The organism is Pseudosulfitobacter koreensis, assembly GCF_024733015.1.
Classification (GTDB): Bacteria; Pseudomonadota; Alphaproteobacteria; order Rhodobacterales; family Rhodobacteraceae; genus Pseudosulfitobacter; species Pseudosulfitobacter koreensis.
Genome location: NZ_JANKJG010000002.1, coordinates 183,649 through 199,571 on the forward strand (window position 1 = coordinate 183,649; position 15,923 = coordinate 199,571).

General features: G+C 63.5%; 17 protein-coding genes. 10 read left to right on the forward strand and 7 right to left on the reverse strand.

The annotated features are described in order from the left end of the window. The first annotated feature begins 49 nt into the window (after window positions 1-49). The 3 genes from NTA49_RS04000 to NTA49_RS04010 all read left to right on the forward strand — a co-directional run bounded on the left by NTA49_RS04000 (window position 50) and on the right by NTA49_RS04010 (window position 2,803). Window positions 50-1,228 carry a hypothetical protein gene (locus NTA49_RS04000; RefSeq protein WP_258293365.1) on the forward strand — a complete coding sequence of 393 codons (1,179 nt, stop codon included), beginning with the start codon at window positions 50-52 and terminating at the stop codon, window positions 1,226-1,228. A gap of 82 nt (window positions 1,229-1,310) precedes the next feature. Next, the gene (locus tag NTA49_RS04005) at window positions 1,311-2,132 is read left to right on the forward strand and encodes a lytic murein transglycosylase (RefSeq protein WP_258293366.1); all 822 of its coding nucleotides are present in this window, start codon (window positions 1,311-1,313) and stop codon (window positions 2,130-2,132) included. Window positions 2,133-2,371: 239 nt separating this feature from the next. Further along, window positions 2,372-2,803 (forward strand): glyoxalase superfamily protein, encoded by a 432-nt coding sequence (locus NTA49_RS04010; RefSeq protein WP_258293367.1) that lies wholly within the window; start codon window positions 2,372-2,374, stop codon window positions 2,801-2,803. 80 nt (window positions 2,804-2,883) lie between these two features. Here the strand turns inward: NTA49_RS04010 and NTA49_RS04015 are convergent, their stop codons facing one another. After that, window positions 2,884-3,471, reverse strand: coding sequence for a biotin transporter BioY (locus NTA49_RS04015; protein ID WP_258293368.1), 588 nt, complete (start codon window positions 3,469-3,471; stop codon window positions 2,884-2,886). Window positions 3,472-3,581: 110 nt separating this feature from the next. After that, a complete protein-coding gene (locus NTA49_RS04020; RefSeq protein ID WP_258293369.1) occupies window positions 3,582-3,992 on the reverse strand; it encodes a DUF6314 family protein in 411 nt (136 codons plus the stop codon). Between the two features lie 90 nt (window positions 3,993-4,082). On the opposite strand from NTA49_RS04020, the gene purB reads away from it, so the two are divergent. The 6 genes from purB (at window position 4,083) to NTA49_RS04050 (ending at window position 9,285) form a co-directional block, all read left to right on the forward strand. After that, window positions 4,083-5,387 carry an adenylosuccinate lyase gene (gene purB, locus NTA49_RS04025; RefSeq protein WP_258293370.1) on the forward strand — a complete coding sequence of 435 codons (1,305 nt, stop codon included), beginning with the start codon at window positions 4,083-4,085 and terminating at the stop codon, window positions 5,385-5,387. Between the two features lie 96 nt (window positions 5,388-5,483). Beyond that, window positions 5,484-5,639, forward strand: coding sequence for a hypothetical protein (locus tag NTA49_RS04030; RefSeq protein WP_258293371.1), 156 nt, complete (start codon window positions 5,484-5,486; stop codon window positions 5,637-5,639). A gap of 92 nt (window positions 5,640-5,731) precedes the next feature. After that, window positions 5,732-6,277, forward strand: a complete 546-nt coding sequence (locus NTA49_RS04035; RefSeq protein ID WP_258293372.1) for a hypothetical protein — start codon at window positions 5,732-5,734, stop codon at window positions 6,275-6,277. Between the two features lie 108 nt (window positions 6,278-6,385). Continuing rightward, window positions 6,386-7,420: a flagellar motor switch protein FliG gene (locus NTA49_RS04040; protein ID WP_258293373.1), complete on the forward strand. Its 1,035-nt coding sequence runs from the start codon at window positions 6,386-6,388 to the stop codon at window positions 7,418-7,420. A 64-nt stretch (window positions 7,421-7,484) separates the two neighbouring features. Further along, window positions 7,485-8,378, forward strand: a complete 894-nt coding sequence (locus NTA49_RS04045) for a DMT family transporter (RefSeq protein WP_258293374.1) — start codon at window positions 7,485-7,487, stop codon at window positions 8,376-8,378. A gap of 7 nt (window positions 8,379-8,385) precedes the next feature. Further along, window positions 8,386-9,285, forward strand: coding sequence for a lysophospholipid acyltransferase family protein (locus tag NTA49_RS04050; RefSeq protein WP_258293375.1), 900 nt, complete (start codon window positions 8,386-8,388; stop codon window positions 9,283-9,285). A 23-nt stretch (window positions 9,286-9,308) separates the two neighbouring features. On the opposite strand, the gene NTA49_RS04055 is transcribed toward NTA49_RS04050, so the two are convergent. Beyond that, window positions 9,309-10,001: a DUF1223 domain-containing protein gene (locus NTA49_RS04055; RefSeq protein WP_258293376.1), complete on the reverse strand. Its 693-nt coding sequence runs from the start codon at window positions 9,999-10,001 to the stop codon at window positions 9,309-9,311. Window positions 10,002-10,291: 290 nt separating this feature from the next. On the opposite strand from NTA49_RS04055, the gene acnA reads away from it, so the two are divergent. After that, window positions 10,292-13,081: an aconitate hydratase AcnA gene (acnA, locus tag NTA49_RS04060; protein WP_258293377.1), complete on the forward strand. Its 2,790-nt coding sequence runs from the start codon at window positions 10,292-10,294 to the stop codon at window positions 13,079-13,081. 537 nt (window positions 13,082-13,618) lie between these two features. Here the strand turns inward: acnA and NTA49_RS04065 are convergent. From NTA49_RS04065 to NTA49_RS04080, 4 genes are all read right to left on the reverse strand, one after another. Next, window positions 13,619-14,188, reverse strand: coding sequence for a hypothetical protein (locus NTA49_RS04065; protein ID WP_258293378.1), 570 nt, complete (start codon window positions 14,186-14,188; stop codon window positions 13,619-13,621). A gap of 244 nt (window positions 14,189-14,432) precedes the next feature. Next, window positions 14,433-14,972 (reverse strand): DsbE family thiol:disulfide interchange protein, encoded by a 540-nt coding sequence (locus NTA49_RS04070; RefSeq protein WP_258293379.1) that lies wholly within the window; start codon window positions 14,970-14,972, stop codon window positions 14,433-14,435. After that, window positions 14,965-15,123, reverse strand: coding sequence for a heme exporter protein CcmD (gene ccmD / locus NTA49_RS04075; protein ID WP_258293380.1), 159 nt, complete (start codon window positions 15,121-15,123; stop codon window positions 14,965-14,967). Before ccmD ends, NTA49_RS04070 begins: the two co-directional genes overlap by 8 nt. Continuing rightward, complete coding sequence (locus NTA49_RS04080) at window positions 15,120-15,887, reverse strand: heme ABC transporter permease (RefSeq protein ID WP_258293381.1); 768 nt, start codon at window positions 15,885-15,887, stop codon at window positions 15,120-15,122. Before NTA49_RS04080 ends, ccmD begins: the two co-directional genes overlap by 4 nt. Window positions 15,888-15,923 lie beyond the last annotated feature (36 nt).

Genomic DNA, 15,923 nt, shown 5'->3' on the forward strand with positions numbered 1-15,923 from the left:
TCTCCATGCCATCACAGGTAGAAGCGACAACAGCCCCGCCGGAGTTCACATGGTCGAGACCCTGCCCCTGCATGCCGATGTGCCAGCATGTGCCCACGCGCTCAGCGCGCGCGGCCTGCGTCCCGACCTTGCCGAACTTTGCACCCGCGTGAACGCCGCAATCCGCGACACCGGCATGACCCTGACAAAGACCGGCAACCAGCGGCGCGGGCATATCCTGTTCAGCCATCCGCAGTTGCATCTGTCGATCACCAGCCAACGGCGCAGACTGCCGCGCGGCATCATCGCCGGGGCGATGGCCAGCCCGATCACCAAGGCGCGCACCCCCGATTACGACAGGCTCTATGACGACCACCGCTATACGACCACGTTGACCGTGGGCCACGGGGCCACGCCGGACACACCCCCTACGGCCCCGCTGCCGCTGGTCCTGCGTCTGCGCGTCCTCAAGGCCGCACTGGATGCGCTGATCGATCTTGCCCCGGTCACGCTGCTGCACTGGCGACAATCGGACATGGTCTTTGCCCCGTCCGAGCTTGCGCTGTGGCGCGGCAACGACCTGCCGTTCGCGCTGGTGATGCACCCGCTGCCCCTGCCCGCGCGCCCCGAACCCGACGGCACGGCGCGTCTGGGCATGATCGCGGTCCATTCCGAACATCTGCTGGGCAAGACCCTGCAACTGGACCCGATGCCACGCGATCAGGCTGCGGGGTTTCGTCAGCTGGCGTCGATGCTGAAGGAACACCACCAGGGCCGTATCCAGCTGGACCATGGCGACAGCCTCGAGCTGACCGATGGCACTGTCCTCCATGTGCGGCACGAAAAGCCTGCCTCTGCCGACAAACCCGGTCGCATCTGCGTGGGGCCGAACCCGCCGCACAAGCGCGTTCCACCGACGACAGACGCTGCGGGGTTCAATGACCGGATATCGCGGCTGAAGGGCAATGCGAACCACACACCCAAGCTCGCCACCGAGATCGGGGACAAGGTCAACGCCGACGCCGGCCCTCGCAGGCGCAGCGCTTCGGGTCACCGCAACTCGGGCCTCAACACGCCGCTGGTGGCAATGGCCGTTGGCCTGCCCCTCGTGCTGCTGGTCACCTATCTGACCTCAAGCATCACCACGACGATGAACAGCATGGAAGGCTACCTGCCCCGCGTCGAGATGGTGCAACAAACCAGCATCCCCGCCGCCACGACCCCCACGCAAGGAACCGCGCAGGACTGAACGCTGCCCAAGGCTCGCACTTTACCAGCCCCTCGATTGACGCAATACTGGGATGTCTTTTGTCGTTTTCGGGAAGCCACACATGTCAGTTCGCCGCATCGCCCAATCCCTCGTCCGCCCATTCATCCTGTCCCTGACCGCCTTCGCCGTGGTCCCTGCGGCCCACGCGGCCAGTTGCGGCAATACCGGCGCGGGGTTCGATGCCTGGAAACGCGAATTTGCCGCCGAGGCGCAGCGCGCAGGCGTCAGACAGCCCGGTCTGAACGCGTTGGCGCAGGCCCGCTATGCCACATCGACCATCTCGGCGGACCGCAACCAAAAGTCGTTCCGGTATTCCCTGCCGAAGTTCATGCAGATCCGCGGTGCCGACACGATCGTGGCCCAGGGGCGCAAGCGCAAGGCGGCCAGCCCCGCATTCTACCAGGCGCTCGAGCGGCAATACGGCGTGCCCGCTGGCGTGCTGATCGCCATTCACGGCATGGAAACCGCCTTCGGCAGCTTCATGGGCAACACCTCGGTCGTGTCGGCGATCACCACGCTGACCTATGATTGCCGCCGCTCCGCGTTTTTCCAGCCTCACGCCATCGGCGCGCTGATGCTGGTGGATCAGGGTGCCATCACCGGTGCCACCCAAGGGGCCAAGCACGGCGAGCTTGGGCACACCCAGTTCCTGCCCGGCAACGCGCTGCGCTACGGCATCGACGCCAACGGCGACGGGCGTGTGGATTTCTACAACCAGACCGACGCGCTGGCCTCGACCGCGAATTACCTGCGCTCGAAGGGCTGGCAGCCCGGTCAGGGCTATCAGGAAGGCCAGCCCAACTTTGCGGTGATCAAGGAATGGAACGCCGCGACCGTCTATCAGCAGGCCATCGCGATCATGGGCGCGCGCATCGACGGGTGATATTGACGGTGATATCGACGGGTGATGCAGCGATGCCGCACCCCAGCGGCACCTCTGCCTGCGTCTCTTGAACCGAACCGAAACCTGCGCCATATGCACGCCCAAGGGTCCAGAGCCCCTGCCGCCTGCATAGGGTGAAGCTCTGGCGCGACAGTCCCGTCTGATCCCCTCTTGATCGCACCGGACCCCGGCAATGCAGGCACCCGGCACCCCCTTGCGATCCTGACAGGATTGAAGACATGGAACACGCCCTACCCTCACGCGACACCCTCAAGGCACAGGCCAAACGCCTGCGCGCCGACCTTGCGGCCCGTGGCACGCCGATCACCCACGCCCAGGCCCTCGAAACCCTTGCCCATCAATGGGGCATGCGCGACTGGAACACGCTCTCTGCCCGATTGGGCAATGACGCGCCCACAGGCTTCGCCCCCGGCATGGCCGTCACCGGCCGCTATCTCGGTCACCGCTTCACCGCCGAGGTCACCGCCGCGCGCAAGATGGCACAGGGTCACTGGCAGCTGACCTTGCGTTTCGACCGCGCCATCGACGTGGTAACGTCGAAGCATTTCAGCAACTTCCGCCGACAGGTGAACTGCACCGTGGATGCGTGCGGCAACAGCCCGCACAAATTCGCAGGCGGTCAGCCCCAGATGGTGATTGACCCAAGCTGATCCGCCCCACTGCCCCAGGCAAACGAAAAAGGGCGCGCACCCTCATGGTACGCGCCCTTTGAAATCATATCGCCTGCAGATCAGCCGCGTGCGCGATCCAGCAGCTTCCAGATGCCCGGCAGCAGCAATGCCGCCAGCGCCAGCTTGACCGCGTCGCCCACCAGGAACGGCGTCACGCCCCATGCCAGGATCGGTTGATCCCAACCGTAAAGCTGACCCAGCCACGCAAGACCCGGCACATAGATCGCCACGTTGCCGATCACCATCGCCAGCGCCATCCAGCCGATCGACCGGTCCCAGCCGCGCTGCGCCAGCAGGCCCAGGATCACGGTCGCCAGAACATAGCCCACCAGATACCCGCCGGTGCCGCCCATCATATAGCTCAGCCCGTTGGCCTCCGCCGAAGAGCCCGCAAAGACGTCCATGCCCAATGCGCCGACCAGCATATAGCCCAGGATCGTCACCAGACCCAGACGCGCGCCATAGGCGGCCCCCACCGTCAGCACGGCGAACGTGCCCATCGTGATCGGAACCGGCCACATCGGCACCCGGATTTTTGCGGCAACTGCAAGCAACAGAATGCCTGCGGCCACCATGATCACCTGACGCACGCGCAGGGTCAGTTGATCTTCCGAGTTAAGAAGGTCGCCCAACACTCTGTTTTGCATTGTCTTATCCACTTAGCATCTCCGTTCGTTGCTAAAAATTTCAGCACCAATGGTGCCAAGCCGGGGCGTTTTCCGCAAGTGCGAAATGCGGCTCAACGGCCCTGTTACCGCTAAAGCGGGGAATAGCGGCTGACCATCCGATAGGCCTTGCGCGGGCCACGCACCGACCATGTCACCACAAACGCGGGCCACGCGGCGAAATCATAGCGCCCGTCATACTGGTCGGGATCGCACCAGTGGCCGGTGTCTCCGCCCTCGGGCGGCACCTGATGAAACAGCCGCCCATCCTCGAAAAACACCTGCAACGCCGCGTCCCACAGATACACCCGCTGCCCCACCATCGGCGCACTTTCCCCGATTCGCATCGTGCCTTCCTCGATACAGCGCAGGAAACCGCCCTCGGGCTGCCAGACCGCCGTGCCGGAAAACTGCGCCTGCATCCCGTCGTCATGCACGATCTCGCGCTCCAGCCGCCAACGGCCTTCGAAATCGCTCAAGGTACGTGCTCGAATGTCGGTCATGGCAGCTTCGTTCATTCCAAAGGTTGTGGTGCATCGCCGCGCAGTTTATGAGCCGCAGCAACTGCTGAACAGCCATGAAAAGGTGCGCCCATGATCCCCCGCTATTCCCGTCCCGATATGGTTGCGATCTGGGAACCAGCCACCAAGTTCAAGATCTGGTACGAGATCGAAGCCCACGCTTGCGACGCGATGGCCGATCTGGGGGTGATCCCGCGCGAAAACGCCGATGCGGTGTGGAAGGCCAAGGACGTCGAGTTCGACGTCGCCCGCATCGACGAGATCGAAGCGGTGACCAAACATGACGTCATCGCGTTCCTGACGCATCTGGCGGAACACGTCGGCAGCGACGAGGCGCGCTTCGTGCATCAGGGCATGACCTCGTCCGACGTGCTCGACACCTGCCTGAACGTCCAGCTCGTGCGCGCCGCCGACATCCTGCTGGCCGACCTCGACGATCTGCTCGCCGCCCTCAAAAAACGCGCGCTGGAGCACAAGAACACCGTGCGCGTCGGGCGCAGCCACGGCATCCACGCCGAACCCACGACGATGGGCCTCACCTTCGCGCGTTTCTACGCCGAAATGGACCGCAACCGCGACCGCCTGCGCGCCGCGCGCGCCGAGGTCGCAACCGGCGCGATTTCCGGCGCGGTCGGCACCTTCGCCAACGTCGACCCGGCGGTCGAGGAACACGTTTGCGCCAAGCTGGGCCTCACGCCCGAGACGATCAGCACCCAGGTCATCCCCCGCGACCGCCACGCAATGTTCTTTGCCGTTCTGGGCGTCATCGCCTCGTCCATCGAAAACGTCGCCATCGAAATCCGCCACATGCAGCGCACCGAAGTGCTTGAGGGGGCGGAATTCTTCTCGATGGGTCAAAAGGGCTCGTCCGCGATGCCGCACAAGAAAAACCCCGTGCTGACCGAAAACCTGACCGGTCTGGCCCGTCTGGTGCGCATGTCGGTGATCCCCGCGATGGAAAACGTGGCCCTCTGGCATGAGCGCGACATCTCGCACAGCTCCGTCGAGCGCGCGATTGGCCCCGACACCACCATCACGCTGGATTTCGCCTTGGCCCGCCTGACCGGCGTCATCGACAAGATGCTGGTGTTCCCGCAGAACATGCTGGACAACATGAACAAATTCCCGGGGTTGGTGATGAGCCAACGGGTGCTTCTGGCCCTCACACAGGCCGGCGTCAGCCGCGAGGACGCCTATGCCATGGTCCAGCGCAACGCGCTGAAGGTCTGGGAAGAGCGCGTCGATTTCCGCGAACAGCTGCTGGCCGACGACGATGTGGTCGCCGCCTTGGGCAAGGACGCAATCAACGAAAAGTTCGACATGGACTACCACACCAAACACGTCGACACGATTTTTGCCCGCGTTTTCGGCGCATAACCTCTGCAAACTGAATGCGACGGATTTTTCATTAGGTCCGTCGCACCTGCCTGTCGTACATTGATCGCACACCAACGCAATCAAGGAGACGAACAGATGAAAATCAAACTTGTCGCCGCCACGCTGGCCCTCGCACTTGCCCCTGCACTCGTCGCAGCCGAAGGGTGCAGCCAGGGCCGTCAGGCCATGAGCTGTGCAGAAGGGTCAAATTTTGACCATGCAACCGGAACATGCGTGCCCGTGACCACCTGATCCGGGCGTTCACGACCTGTTGATAAGAAATTCTCTCGCGTTTCACTCAAATGCGTTATTTGTTGCCGCGTACGAGTAACAGGAGATTTCAGATGCGCATTACCCTTTTGGCAGCGGCACTTACCCTGCCGCTTTCCGTGGCGGCCCCGCTTTACGCGGCAGGCAGCGGCAACGAGACGGCCCCCAAACCGACGCAGACCAGCAAGGACTGCAAAGGCGTGCGCGTCTGGGACGAAGACAAACAGCGCTGCGTACGGCCCAAGGAATCGCGGCTGGACGATGGCAAACTCTACCAGGCCGTGCGCGAACTGGCCTATGCCGGGCGCTATCAGGATGCCATCGGCGTGCTCGACGCGATGTCCGACCAGTCGGATGACGGCGTGCTGACCTATCGTGGCTTCACCGCCCGCAAGCTGGGCCAGATGGACGTGGCGATGGCCTTCTACCAACAGGCGCTTGAGGCGAACCCCGACAACCTGCTGGCCCGCAGTTACATGGGTCAGGGCCTCGTGGCCGAGGGCGACAGCGTCGCCGCCCTGACGCAACTGCGCGAGATCAACGCGCGCGGCGGGGCCGACACATGGGCCGCCACATCGCTGCGCACCGCGATCGAAACCGGCGTGACCTACAACTACTGATTTCAGCCTTTGTTCACCATTGGGTGTCACAACATGCAGGTGCTCTTTTCCCCTGCATGTTGAGGCTGCCCGGTGAACGATCTGATTCTTTCCTCCCCCCTGCCGGGGATGTCCCTGACCACGTCCGCCCCCGCCAAACTCAGCCGCCGCGCCAAGGCGGCAGTGGTCGTGCGCCTGCTGCTGAACGAAGGGGCCGATATCCCGCTCGAGGATCTGCCCGAGGAACTGCAATCCCACCTGACCAAGGCGATGGGCCAGATGCGCACCGTCGACCGCGACACGCTGTCCGCCGTCATCGAGGAATTCACCGCCGAAGTCGAACGCATCGGCCTGCGCTTTCCCGGCGGCATCGCGGGCGCGCTCGACGCGCTCGACGGCAAGATCAACCCCCAAACCGCCGCCCGCCTGCGCAAGGAAGCGGGCGTGCGCCACGCGGGCGATCCCTGGGGCCGCATCCGCGAGATCGGCGCGGAAAAGCTGTTGCCGATCCTCAAAAGCGAAAGCATCGAGGTCTCCGCCGTGATGATGTCGAAACTCGAGGTGAAAAAGGCAGCCGCCCTGCTCAGCATGTTGCCGGGACCCCGCGCGCGCCAGATCACCTATGCCGTGTCGCTGACCGGCTCGGTCACGCCCGACGCGGTGGAACGCATCGGCATTTCGCTGGCGATGCAACTCAGCGCCAAGCCGCTCGGGGCCTTCGACAGCGATCCGGTGGAACGTGTGGGCGCGATCCTGAACTCCTCCACCTCGATCACCCGCGACGACATGCTCGAGGGGCTGGATGCCTCCGACCAGGGCTTTGCCAACGCGGTCCGCAAGGCGATCTTCACCTTCGCCAACATCCCCAAACGCATCGCCCCGCGCGACATTCCCCGCGTCCTGCGCGAGGTCGATCCCAACGACATGCTGGTCGCCATGGCCGGCGCAGAAGCCGCAGGGATGAAAGCCACCGCCGACTTCATCCTCGAAAACATGTCGGGCCGCATGGCAGACTCCCTGCGCGAAGAGATGCAGGAGCTGACCCCGCCCAAACCCGCCGACCACGACACCGCCGCCGCCAACATGATCGCCGCCATCCGCAAGCTTGAAACCCAGGGAGAGTTGATCCTGATGGCCGAGGACGACGACAAGGGCACGAAATAGCACCCGCCTGCACAACCGGCACTGCACTCTGGACAGCCCCCGCACCGCACCGTAAGCGCATGGGATGATCCAGCCGAACACCGCCGCCAACCCCGCCCGCGCCATCCTGCTGGCCGTTCTCGCCATCGCCTGCTTTGGCGGCATGGACGCCAGCGTCAAGGCGATCAGCCCGCTGACCGGCACCATTCCAGCACTCTGGGCACGCTATGGCGGACAAATGCTGGTGGTCCTGATCCTCGTGGCCCCCCGCCTGCGCTCGGTCGCGCGCAGCCAGTACCCCAAGCTGCAGATCACGCGCTCGCTCCTCCTGATGATCGCCACCGCCTTTTTCTTCACCGCCCTGGGCCAGATCGGCCTTGCCGAAGCCACCGCCGTGATGAGCCTGAACCCCGTGCTGATCACCCTCGGCGGCGCGCTGTTTCTCGGCGAAGCCCTCGGGCCCCGTCGCATTTTCGCCATCGCCGCAGCCCTGATCGGCGCGCTGATCGTGATCCGCCCCGGGTCGGACGTATTCGCCCCCGCCGCCCTGTTGCCGCTGGGGTCGGCGGTCTGTTTCGCCTCCTACACGCTGATCACCCGCCGCCTCGGCGCAGACGAGGACGTGTGGACCTCGCTGTTCTACACCGGCCTCGTGGGGTCTGTCGTGCTCAGCTGCCTCGCCCCCTTCCACTGGACCCCGCTGACACCGAAATCCGCCACCCTGATGGTGATGATCGGCTGTTTCGGCACCGCAGGCCAGCTCATGCTGATCCGCGCCCTGTCGCAGGCCGAGGCGGGGCTGCTCGCCCCCTTCAACTACACCGGGCTGGTGCTCGCCGTGCTCTGGGGCGTGGTGTTTTTCAACGAATTCCCCGATTTCTGGACGCTGGTGGGTGCGCTTGTGATCGTGGGGGCAGGTCTGTATGTCTGGCACCGCGAAACCCGTCTGGCGCGCGCGCCGACCCTGCCTCAGGTGTGATCCGCCCATGCCCAAAGCCGACCCATCGACCATGCCATTGCGCGAACGCGCGGGCCATTACGTGTCCAACGCGATCATCTACACGCTGATCCGGCTGGCGCTGGCCCTGCCCTATGCCACCCGCGTCGCCCTTCTGGGCGGTCTGGTGGAACGCATCGTCGGCCCGCTCGTGGGCTACCGCCGCCGGGCCGAAGCCAACCTGGCGCTGATCTACCCCGACATGCCCACCTCCGAGCGCCGCCGCCTCGCCCGCGCCTGCCTGAACAACGCAGGCCGCAGCATCATCGAGAATTACTCCTCCGAGGAATTCCTGACCCGGATGGAAAACCAGCCGCTTGAGGGCGCAGGCATAGACGCCCTGCGCGCTGCCGATGCCGCCGACCGCCCGGTGATCCTGGTCACCGGCCACTTCGGCAATTACGAGGCCACCCGCGCCGCCCTCGTGGCCCAAGGCTTTGCCGTCGGCGGGCTCTACCGCGACATGGCGAACCCCTATTTCAATGCGCATTACGTCAAGACGATGCAGGCTTTCGGCGGCCCGGTCTTCCCCCAGGGACGCCGCGGCACCTCCGGCTTCGTGCGCCACCTGCGCGGCGGCGGGCAACTGGTCTTGCTGTTCGACCAGCACGTGTTCGAGGGCACGGTGCTGGATTTCATGGGTCAGCCCGCAAAAACCGCCCTGTCGGCGGCGGAACTGGCCCTGCGCTTCGACGCGCTTCTGATCCCGTTCTACGGCATCCGGCAGCCCGACGGCCTCAGCTTCGAGACGGTTCTGGAAGCGCCCATCGCCCATTCAGACCCCGAGACGATGACGCAGGCACTCAACGACAGCCTCGCCGCCCGCGTCCGCGCCCATCCCGGCCAATGGTTCTGGGTGCACCGCCGCTGGCGCGCCTACGACGGCTAAAGCCCGCCTGAAGCCGCAAAAGCTTAACGCAGCGCCTCGGCCGCCAGAATGGCACCATGCGCCTCCTTCTGGATCAGCACCACAACGGGCGCATCGCCGGTCACATGCGCAGTCATCTCCAGATCGCTCTTGCCGTCCCAGGTGCCCAGTACCTGCCAGTCATGAGCAATGTTCGCATATTCCAGCGTCAGACCCGCATTCTCGCCACGGGTGATCTTGGTCTCGCGCTTGGGTTCATAGCGCACCAGTTGCACCACCATCCCGCCCGTAGCACCTTGGTTCCGGGCAGAGATCTTCAGCGCATCGCCGTCCCGCGCGACATCCAGCGCCACCAGCGACGGCAGTGCCGCATGCTGCGCAATCGCCTCGGACAGCTGCATGGGGCGCGCGCCCACGATATCGGTCAGCCCGTTCACCACCATCTGCGGCGTATAGACCGACCGCCGATCGGCAGCGATGGCATATCCCCGCTGGCGCTCGGCATAGGCGGGAACGGCAAATTCATCTTTCCAGCCGATATAGTCCCAGTAATCCACGTGCAGGGCCAATGCGATCACGTCGTCACGGTGGGCCAGTTCTGCAAAAATCTTGTCTGCCGGCGGGCAGGACGAGCACCCCTGAGAGGTAAAAAGCTCGACCACCACGGGCTGGTCTGCCGCGCCGGGAGAGGCAACGGACAGCAGCGCTGCGGTCATGACAGACAGGACAGATTTCATGAAGTGGGGCCTTTTGGGTCTTTCAATGTGGATCACACCTAACCTTGCAGCCGTGTAATGACCAATCAAGCTTTGTTGAAACCTGACACGCCAGGGTGCAGGATGCCATTCAAAGCGCCGCATCCGGCGGCGTTCCCTAAAATTCGGTACACAATGGTATACTAAAGTGACACTTCAGGTTGGAATCCTGTTGATCCGAACCACATTTAGATGCAAATCAGGCGCAACACCCGCCCCCTGCCACCTGCCTCGCCCAAAGATCGGGGCACATTCAGCCAAAGGAGCCACCCATGCCCATCACTGTTGGCCATGACACATCCAAGACCCGCAAGACCCTGACCGTCGGCGACCAGTCGGTCGCCTATTACTCGATCCCCGCCGCGACCGAGGCAGGCCTGGGCGATTTCTCCAGGCTGCCCGCCGCTCTCAAGGTGGTGCTGGAAAACATGCTGCGCTTCGAGGACGGCAAGACCGTGACCACGGACGACATCAAGGCCTTCGCCGAATGGGCGACCAAGGGCGGCAACAACCCCCGCGAAATCGCCTATCGCCCGGCCCGCGTGCTGATGCAGGACTTCACCGGCGTCCCCGCCGTGGTCGACCTCGCCGCGATGCGTGACGGTCTCAAGGCGCTCGGCGGCGATCCGCAAAAGATCAACCCGCTGAACCCCGTCGATCTGGTCATCGACCACTCGGTGATGATCGACGAATTCGGCAACCCGCGTGCCTTCCAGATGAACGTCGACCGCGAATATGAGCGGAACATGGAACGCTATGTCTTCCTGAAATGGGGCCAGAAGGCGTTTAACAACTTCCGCGTGGTGCCCCCCGGCACCGGCATCTGCCACCAGGTGAACCTCGAATATCTGGCGCAGACCGTCTGGTCCGACACCGACCAGAACGGCGACATGGTGGCCTATCCTGACACGCTGGTCGGCACCGACAGCCACACCACGATGGTCAACGGCGCCGCCGTTCTGGGCTGGGGCGTGGGCGGCATCGAAGCCGAGGCCGCGATGCTGGGCCAGCCGATCTCGATGCTGATCCCCGAAGTCGTCGGCTTCGAGCTGACAGGCCGGATGATGGAAGGCACCACCGGCACCGATCTGGTGCTCAAGGTCGTGGAAATGCTGCGCGAAAAGGGCGTTGTCGGCAAATTCGTCGAATTCTACGGCGAAGGTCTCGACCATCTGCCGCTCGCCGACCGCGCGACCATCGCCAACATGGCACCCGAATACGGCGCGACATGCGGCTTCTTCCCGATCGACGACGAAACCCTGCGCTACCTCACCAACACCGGCCGCGACAAGGACCGCATCGCATTGGTCGAAGCCTACGCCAAGGAAAACGGCTTCTGGCGCGACGCGGACTATGCGCCGATCTACACCGACACCCTGCACCTCGACATGGGCGAAATCGTCCCCGCCATCTCCGGCCCCAAACGCCCGCAGGACTATATCGCGCTGACGCAGGCCCACACCGCCTTCGCCGAATACGTCAAGGGCGTGCGCGAGGGCAAGGACACCTCGGCCAACTCCGAAATCCGCTGGGAAGGCGAAGGCGGCCAGCCCGAGCCACAGGACATCCCCGGCGACGAGGGCAACCACAAGCGCGGCTACGTCAAGACCGATGACGGCCACTACCAGCTGCACGACGGCTCCATCGTGATCGCCTCGATCACGTCCTGCACCAACACGTCGAACCCCTACGTGATGATCGGCGCCGGTCTGGTGGCGCGCAAGGCACGCGCACTCGGCCTGACCCGCAAGCCCTGGGTCAAGACATCCCTCGCCCCCGGCTCGCAGGTCGTCTCGCACTACCTCGAAGCGGCCGGCCTGCAAGAGGATCTCGACGCCATCGGCTTCAACCTCGTGGGCTACGGCTGCACCACCTGCATCGGAAACTCGGGCCCGCTTGAGGCACCGATCAGCAAGGCGATCAACGACTACGACCTGATCGGTACATCCGTCCTGTCGGGCAACCGCAACTTCGAAGGCCGGATTTCACCCGACGTGCGCGCCAACTACCTGGCCTCGCCGCCGCTGGTCGTGGCCTATGCGCTGGTCGGCGACATGAACGTCGACGTCGCCAACGGCGTTCTGGGTCAGGATCAGAACGGCAATGACGTCTACCTCAAGGACATCTGGCCCACCACGCAAGAGGTCGCCGAACTGGTCGAACAGACCGTGACCCGCGACGCCTTCCAGAGCAAATATGCCGACGTCTTCAAGGGCGACGAGAAATGGCAGGACGTCGAAGTCACCGACAGCATGACCTACGACTGGCCGCCGCAATCGACCTACGTGCAGAACCCGCCCTACTTCCAGAACATGAGCAAGGAACCGGGCACGATCACCAACATCAAGGATGCCAAGGTTCTGGCGGTCCTCGGTGACATGATCACCACCGACCACATTTCGCCCGCAGGCTCGTTCAAGGAAAGCACGCCCGCCGGTCAGTATCTGGTGGAACGTCAGGTGCCCGTGCGCGAATTCAACTCCTACGGCTCGCGTCGTGGCAACCACGAGGTGATGATGCGCGGCACCTTCGCCAACATCCGCATCAAGAACGAGATGCTCGACGGCGTCGAGGGCGGCTATACCAAGGGCCCCGACGGCGAACAGACCTCGATCTTCGACGCGGCGATGGCGCACCAGAAGAACGACACGCCGCTGGTGATCTTCGGCGGCGAACAATACGGTGCAGGCTCCTCGCGCGACTGGGCGGCCAAGGGCACGGCCCTGCTGGGCGTCAAGGCGGTGATCGCCGAAAACTTCGAGCGTATCCACCGCTCGAACCTCGTCGGCATGGGCGTCATCCCGTTCGAATTCACCGGCGGCGACACCCGCAAATCGCTGGGCCTGACCGGCGAGGAAACCGTGTCGATCAGCGGTCTGGACACCATCAAACCGCTGCAGGAGGTGCCCTGCACCATCACGATGGCGGACGGCTCGGTGAAAGAGATCAAGATCAAATGCCGGATCGATACGGCGATCGAGATCGAATACATCGAACACGGCGGCGTCCTGCACTACGTGCTGCGCAACCTCGCCAAGGACCAGCCCATCGCGGCGGAGTAATTTCCGCGCAAGTTGGTGAAACGGAAAAGCCCCCGCGCGAAAGCGCCGGGGGCTTTTTGTTGGCGGGACTGCTGGGGTGCGAGGCAGCGCAACCCCCGCCCAACACCCGCATGCCCCCTGCAACACAAGGGCAGCGCCCGACCGCCGTGCTCGACACGCGCCACCTCCGCCCCAAAGGGCAGCGCCCGACCGCGGGTGGGCGCCCATACCTCCGTTCATGCCACTTTATCTCTCAGCCTTGGCGCGCCGATGAAGACGTGCAAGACGGTGAGAAAGCGCCCGCCCATGGGGCGGTCGGGCGCTGCCCGGCGGCACTGCGTGCCTTGATTCCGGGCTTGGTGGATGTGGGAAGTGTGGTGCTGCTGCAGCGACCACTAGGGCTCGGAACGAGTTTGTGGAAGCATCAAAATGCTCTTTTCGCGGACATGCAAAAAAGGAGTGTTTGCTGAATGCCCTCGAATGGCGGCTGTGCAGGGCCTTCCTCGCATGTGAGCAATTAAGGAAATGGCATCAGAGCATCTTTGCAGCGGTTTAATATCAAAAATTGCCGACTGCCATTTGTTTCACGTCAGCTCGCCAAGACTCTAAGTAGGGTAGGACTAATTGCAGCCTTACGTCCTCAGCGCCGTTGACAAGCGCGGCCAAGACAATAGAGCAAATGTAGTCATGTCCAAACCTACCAGAACCTTCAAGAAAGGCGACGCTGCTCTTGGATTTTCCGCCTATAGGCCATGAAATACTGATTGGGCTCATTCCATCAGAATCTTGCGGACCAGCCTCGAGGGCCCCTTCCCACCATTCAGCATCATGTTTCCAATAATTTGCAGCAGACCAAACGACGTTTGCAAATGAAACGCCTCCGGCTAACTTAGGCCCTGCATCAAGCGCTTTCTTTTGGTCAACATCAAAGAAATAAAATGTCTCTGTCATGTATTTTTGCACCGCAGCAAGTCCAGCACCCATAAAGTACTCGCCAGAGTCGTAGTAGCCATTCCCCTCGGGATTATCGGATGCGTCTATTTTAGACAAAATATCCGCGATCTCCGCGTCAAGAACTTCCAGATGCCTCCGCAAATAAAAAATGAAAAGGTCGGTATTATCTATCACAAAGGGCTCCTAAACTGGAAAGCCTTACGGCCATCCTCATTAGATTTCCTATAGCCTGTCAGCGCAATCAATATTCTCAGACACACCCGCCCCATCAACGACCGTTTGCTTAACGCCTGCTTGAAAGCCGACATTCGGGTTTCTACAGCGTAAACCCATCCTATCCCCCACAGCGCCCCCTCAGCGCGCCACCGCGCAAGACCTATCTCCCAGACCCCAGGCAACCCCGTACACCCCCCCAACCTCACTCCGCCAGCGCCGCCTCCAGCGCGGGCAGGAACCGCTGTTCGTAATCGCTGCCCACCAGCGGCCCGACAAAGCGGAACAGCACGGTGCCGTCGCCGCCCACGATGAACGTCTCCGGCGGCGCGGTCACACCCCAGTCGATGCCGGTGCGCCCCGCAGGGTCAAAGGCGACGGCGGCAAAGGGGTTGCCGTCATCCTCCAGATAGGACGTCGCGGTGCCCTTCTGGTCCTTGTAGTTGACCCCGATGATCGTCAGCCCGTCCTGCTGCATCTGCAACAGGCGCGGGTGTTCGGCACGGCACGGCGGGCACCAGCTGGCCCAGAAATTCACCAGCGTCACCTCGCCTCGGGTGAACATCTCAGGCGTGACACCGGGATAGTCCGCCAGCGTGTCCGTGGTGATCGGCGGCACCTGCCGCCCCACCATCGTCGAGGGCAACCCTTCGGGATCGTCGCGAAACATCCCGAACGCCGCCAGCGCCACGAAGGCGGCAAAGATCAGCGGCGGCGCGATCATCATCGGTGACAGTCTAGGCATCGGTGCGTCCTCTGGCTTCGGTGCGCTGCATCTCGGCGCGCACCCGGCGGCCGCGCAGCAGCGTCACCGCGATCAACGCCACCAGCAGCACGGCAGTCGCCCCATAGGCCGACAGCACCGCAACCGCGTATTTCCCCAATTCCGGCATCATGCGCTTCCCTCCTGAGGTGCCCCCGCCCCTTGACCGGCCCCGCTACCCTGACGGGCTCGCAACGCACGGGTGCGCCGCACGCGGATCTCGGTGCCCGTGCGGTACAGCACCAGCGCCAGAAACAGCAGCACAAACCCCGCGATAGACAACAGCAACGGGTGATAGAACACATCCGCCACGTTCTTCTCCGCGTCCAGCGACAGCGACGCGCCCTGATGCAACCCTTGGTTCCAGAAGTTGACCGCATAGCGCGACAGCACCGCAAAGACCGATCCCACCAGGCACAGCACCGATGTCAGGTCGGCAGCGGTGTCGGGGTCCTCGATCGCGGACCACAGCGCCATGTACCCCAGATAGAACAGGAACAGGATCAGAAACGACGTCAGGCGCGGGTCCCAGGCCCACCAGGTGCCCCACATCGGCTGCCCCCAGACCGCCCCGGTGATCAGCGCAATCAGCGTCATCGTCACGCCCACGGGCGCTGCGGCCTTCGCGGCCAAGGCACTCACATGGTGGCGACGGATCAGCCAGACCAACGAGGCCACCAGCATCATGAACCAGCCGTTGATCGCCATCAGCGCGGCAGGCACGTGGATATAGATGATCTTGACGGTCGACCCCTGGCGATAATCATCCGGCGTGCCGAAGAACCCCCAGATCAGACCGCCCGCCAGACACAGCACAGCCAGCCCCCACAGCCACGGCAGAACCCGTTCGCTGAGGCGCAGAAACTTGACCGGATTGGCGTATTCCCAGAGTGACATGGCGTTTTCCTAATCTGTTGGCCGCGCAGGCTCAAT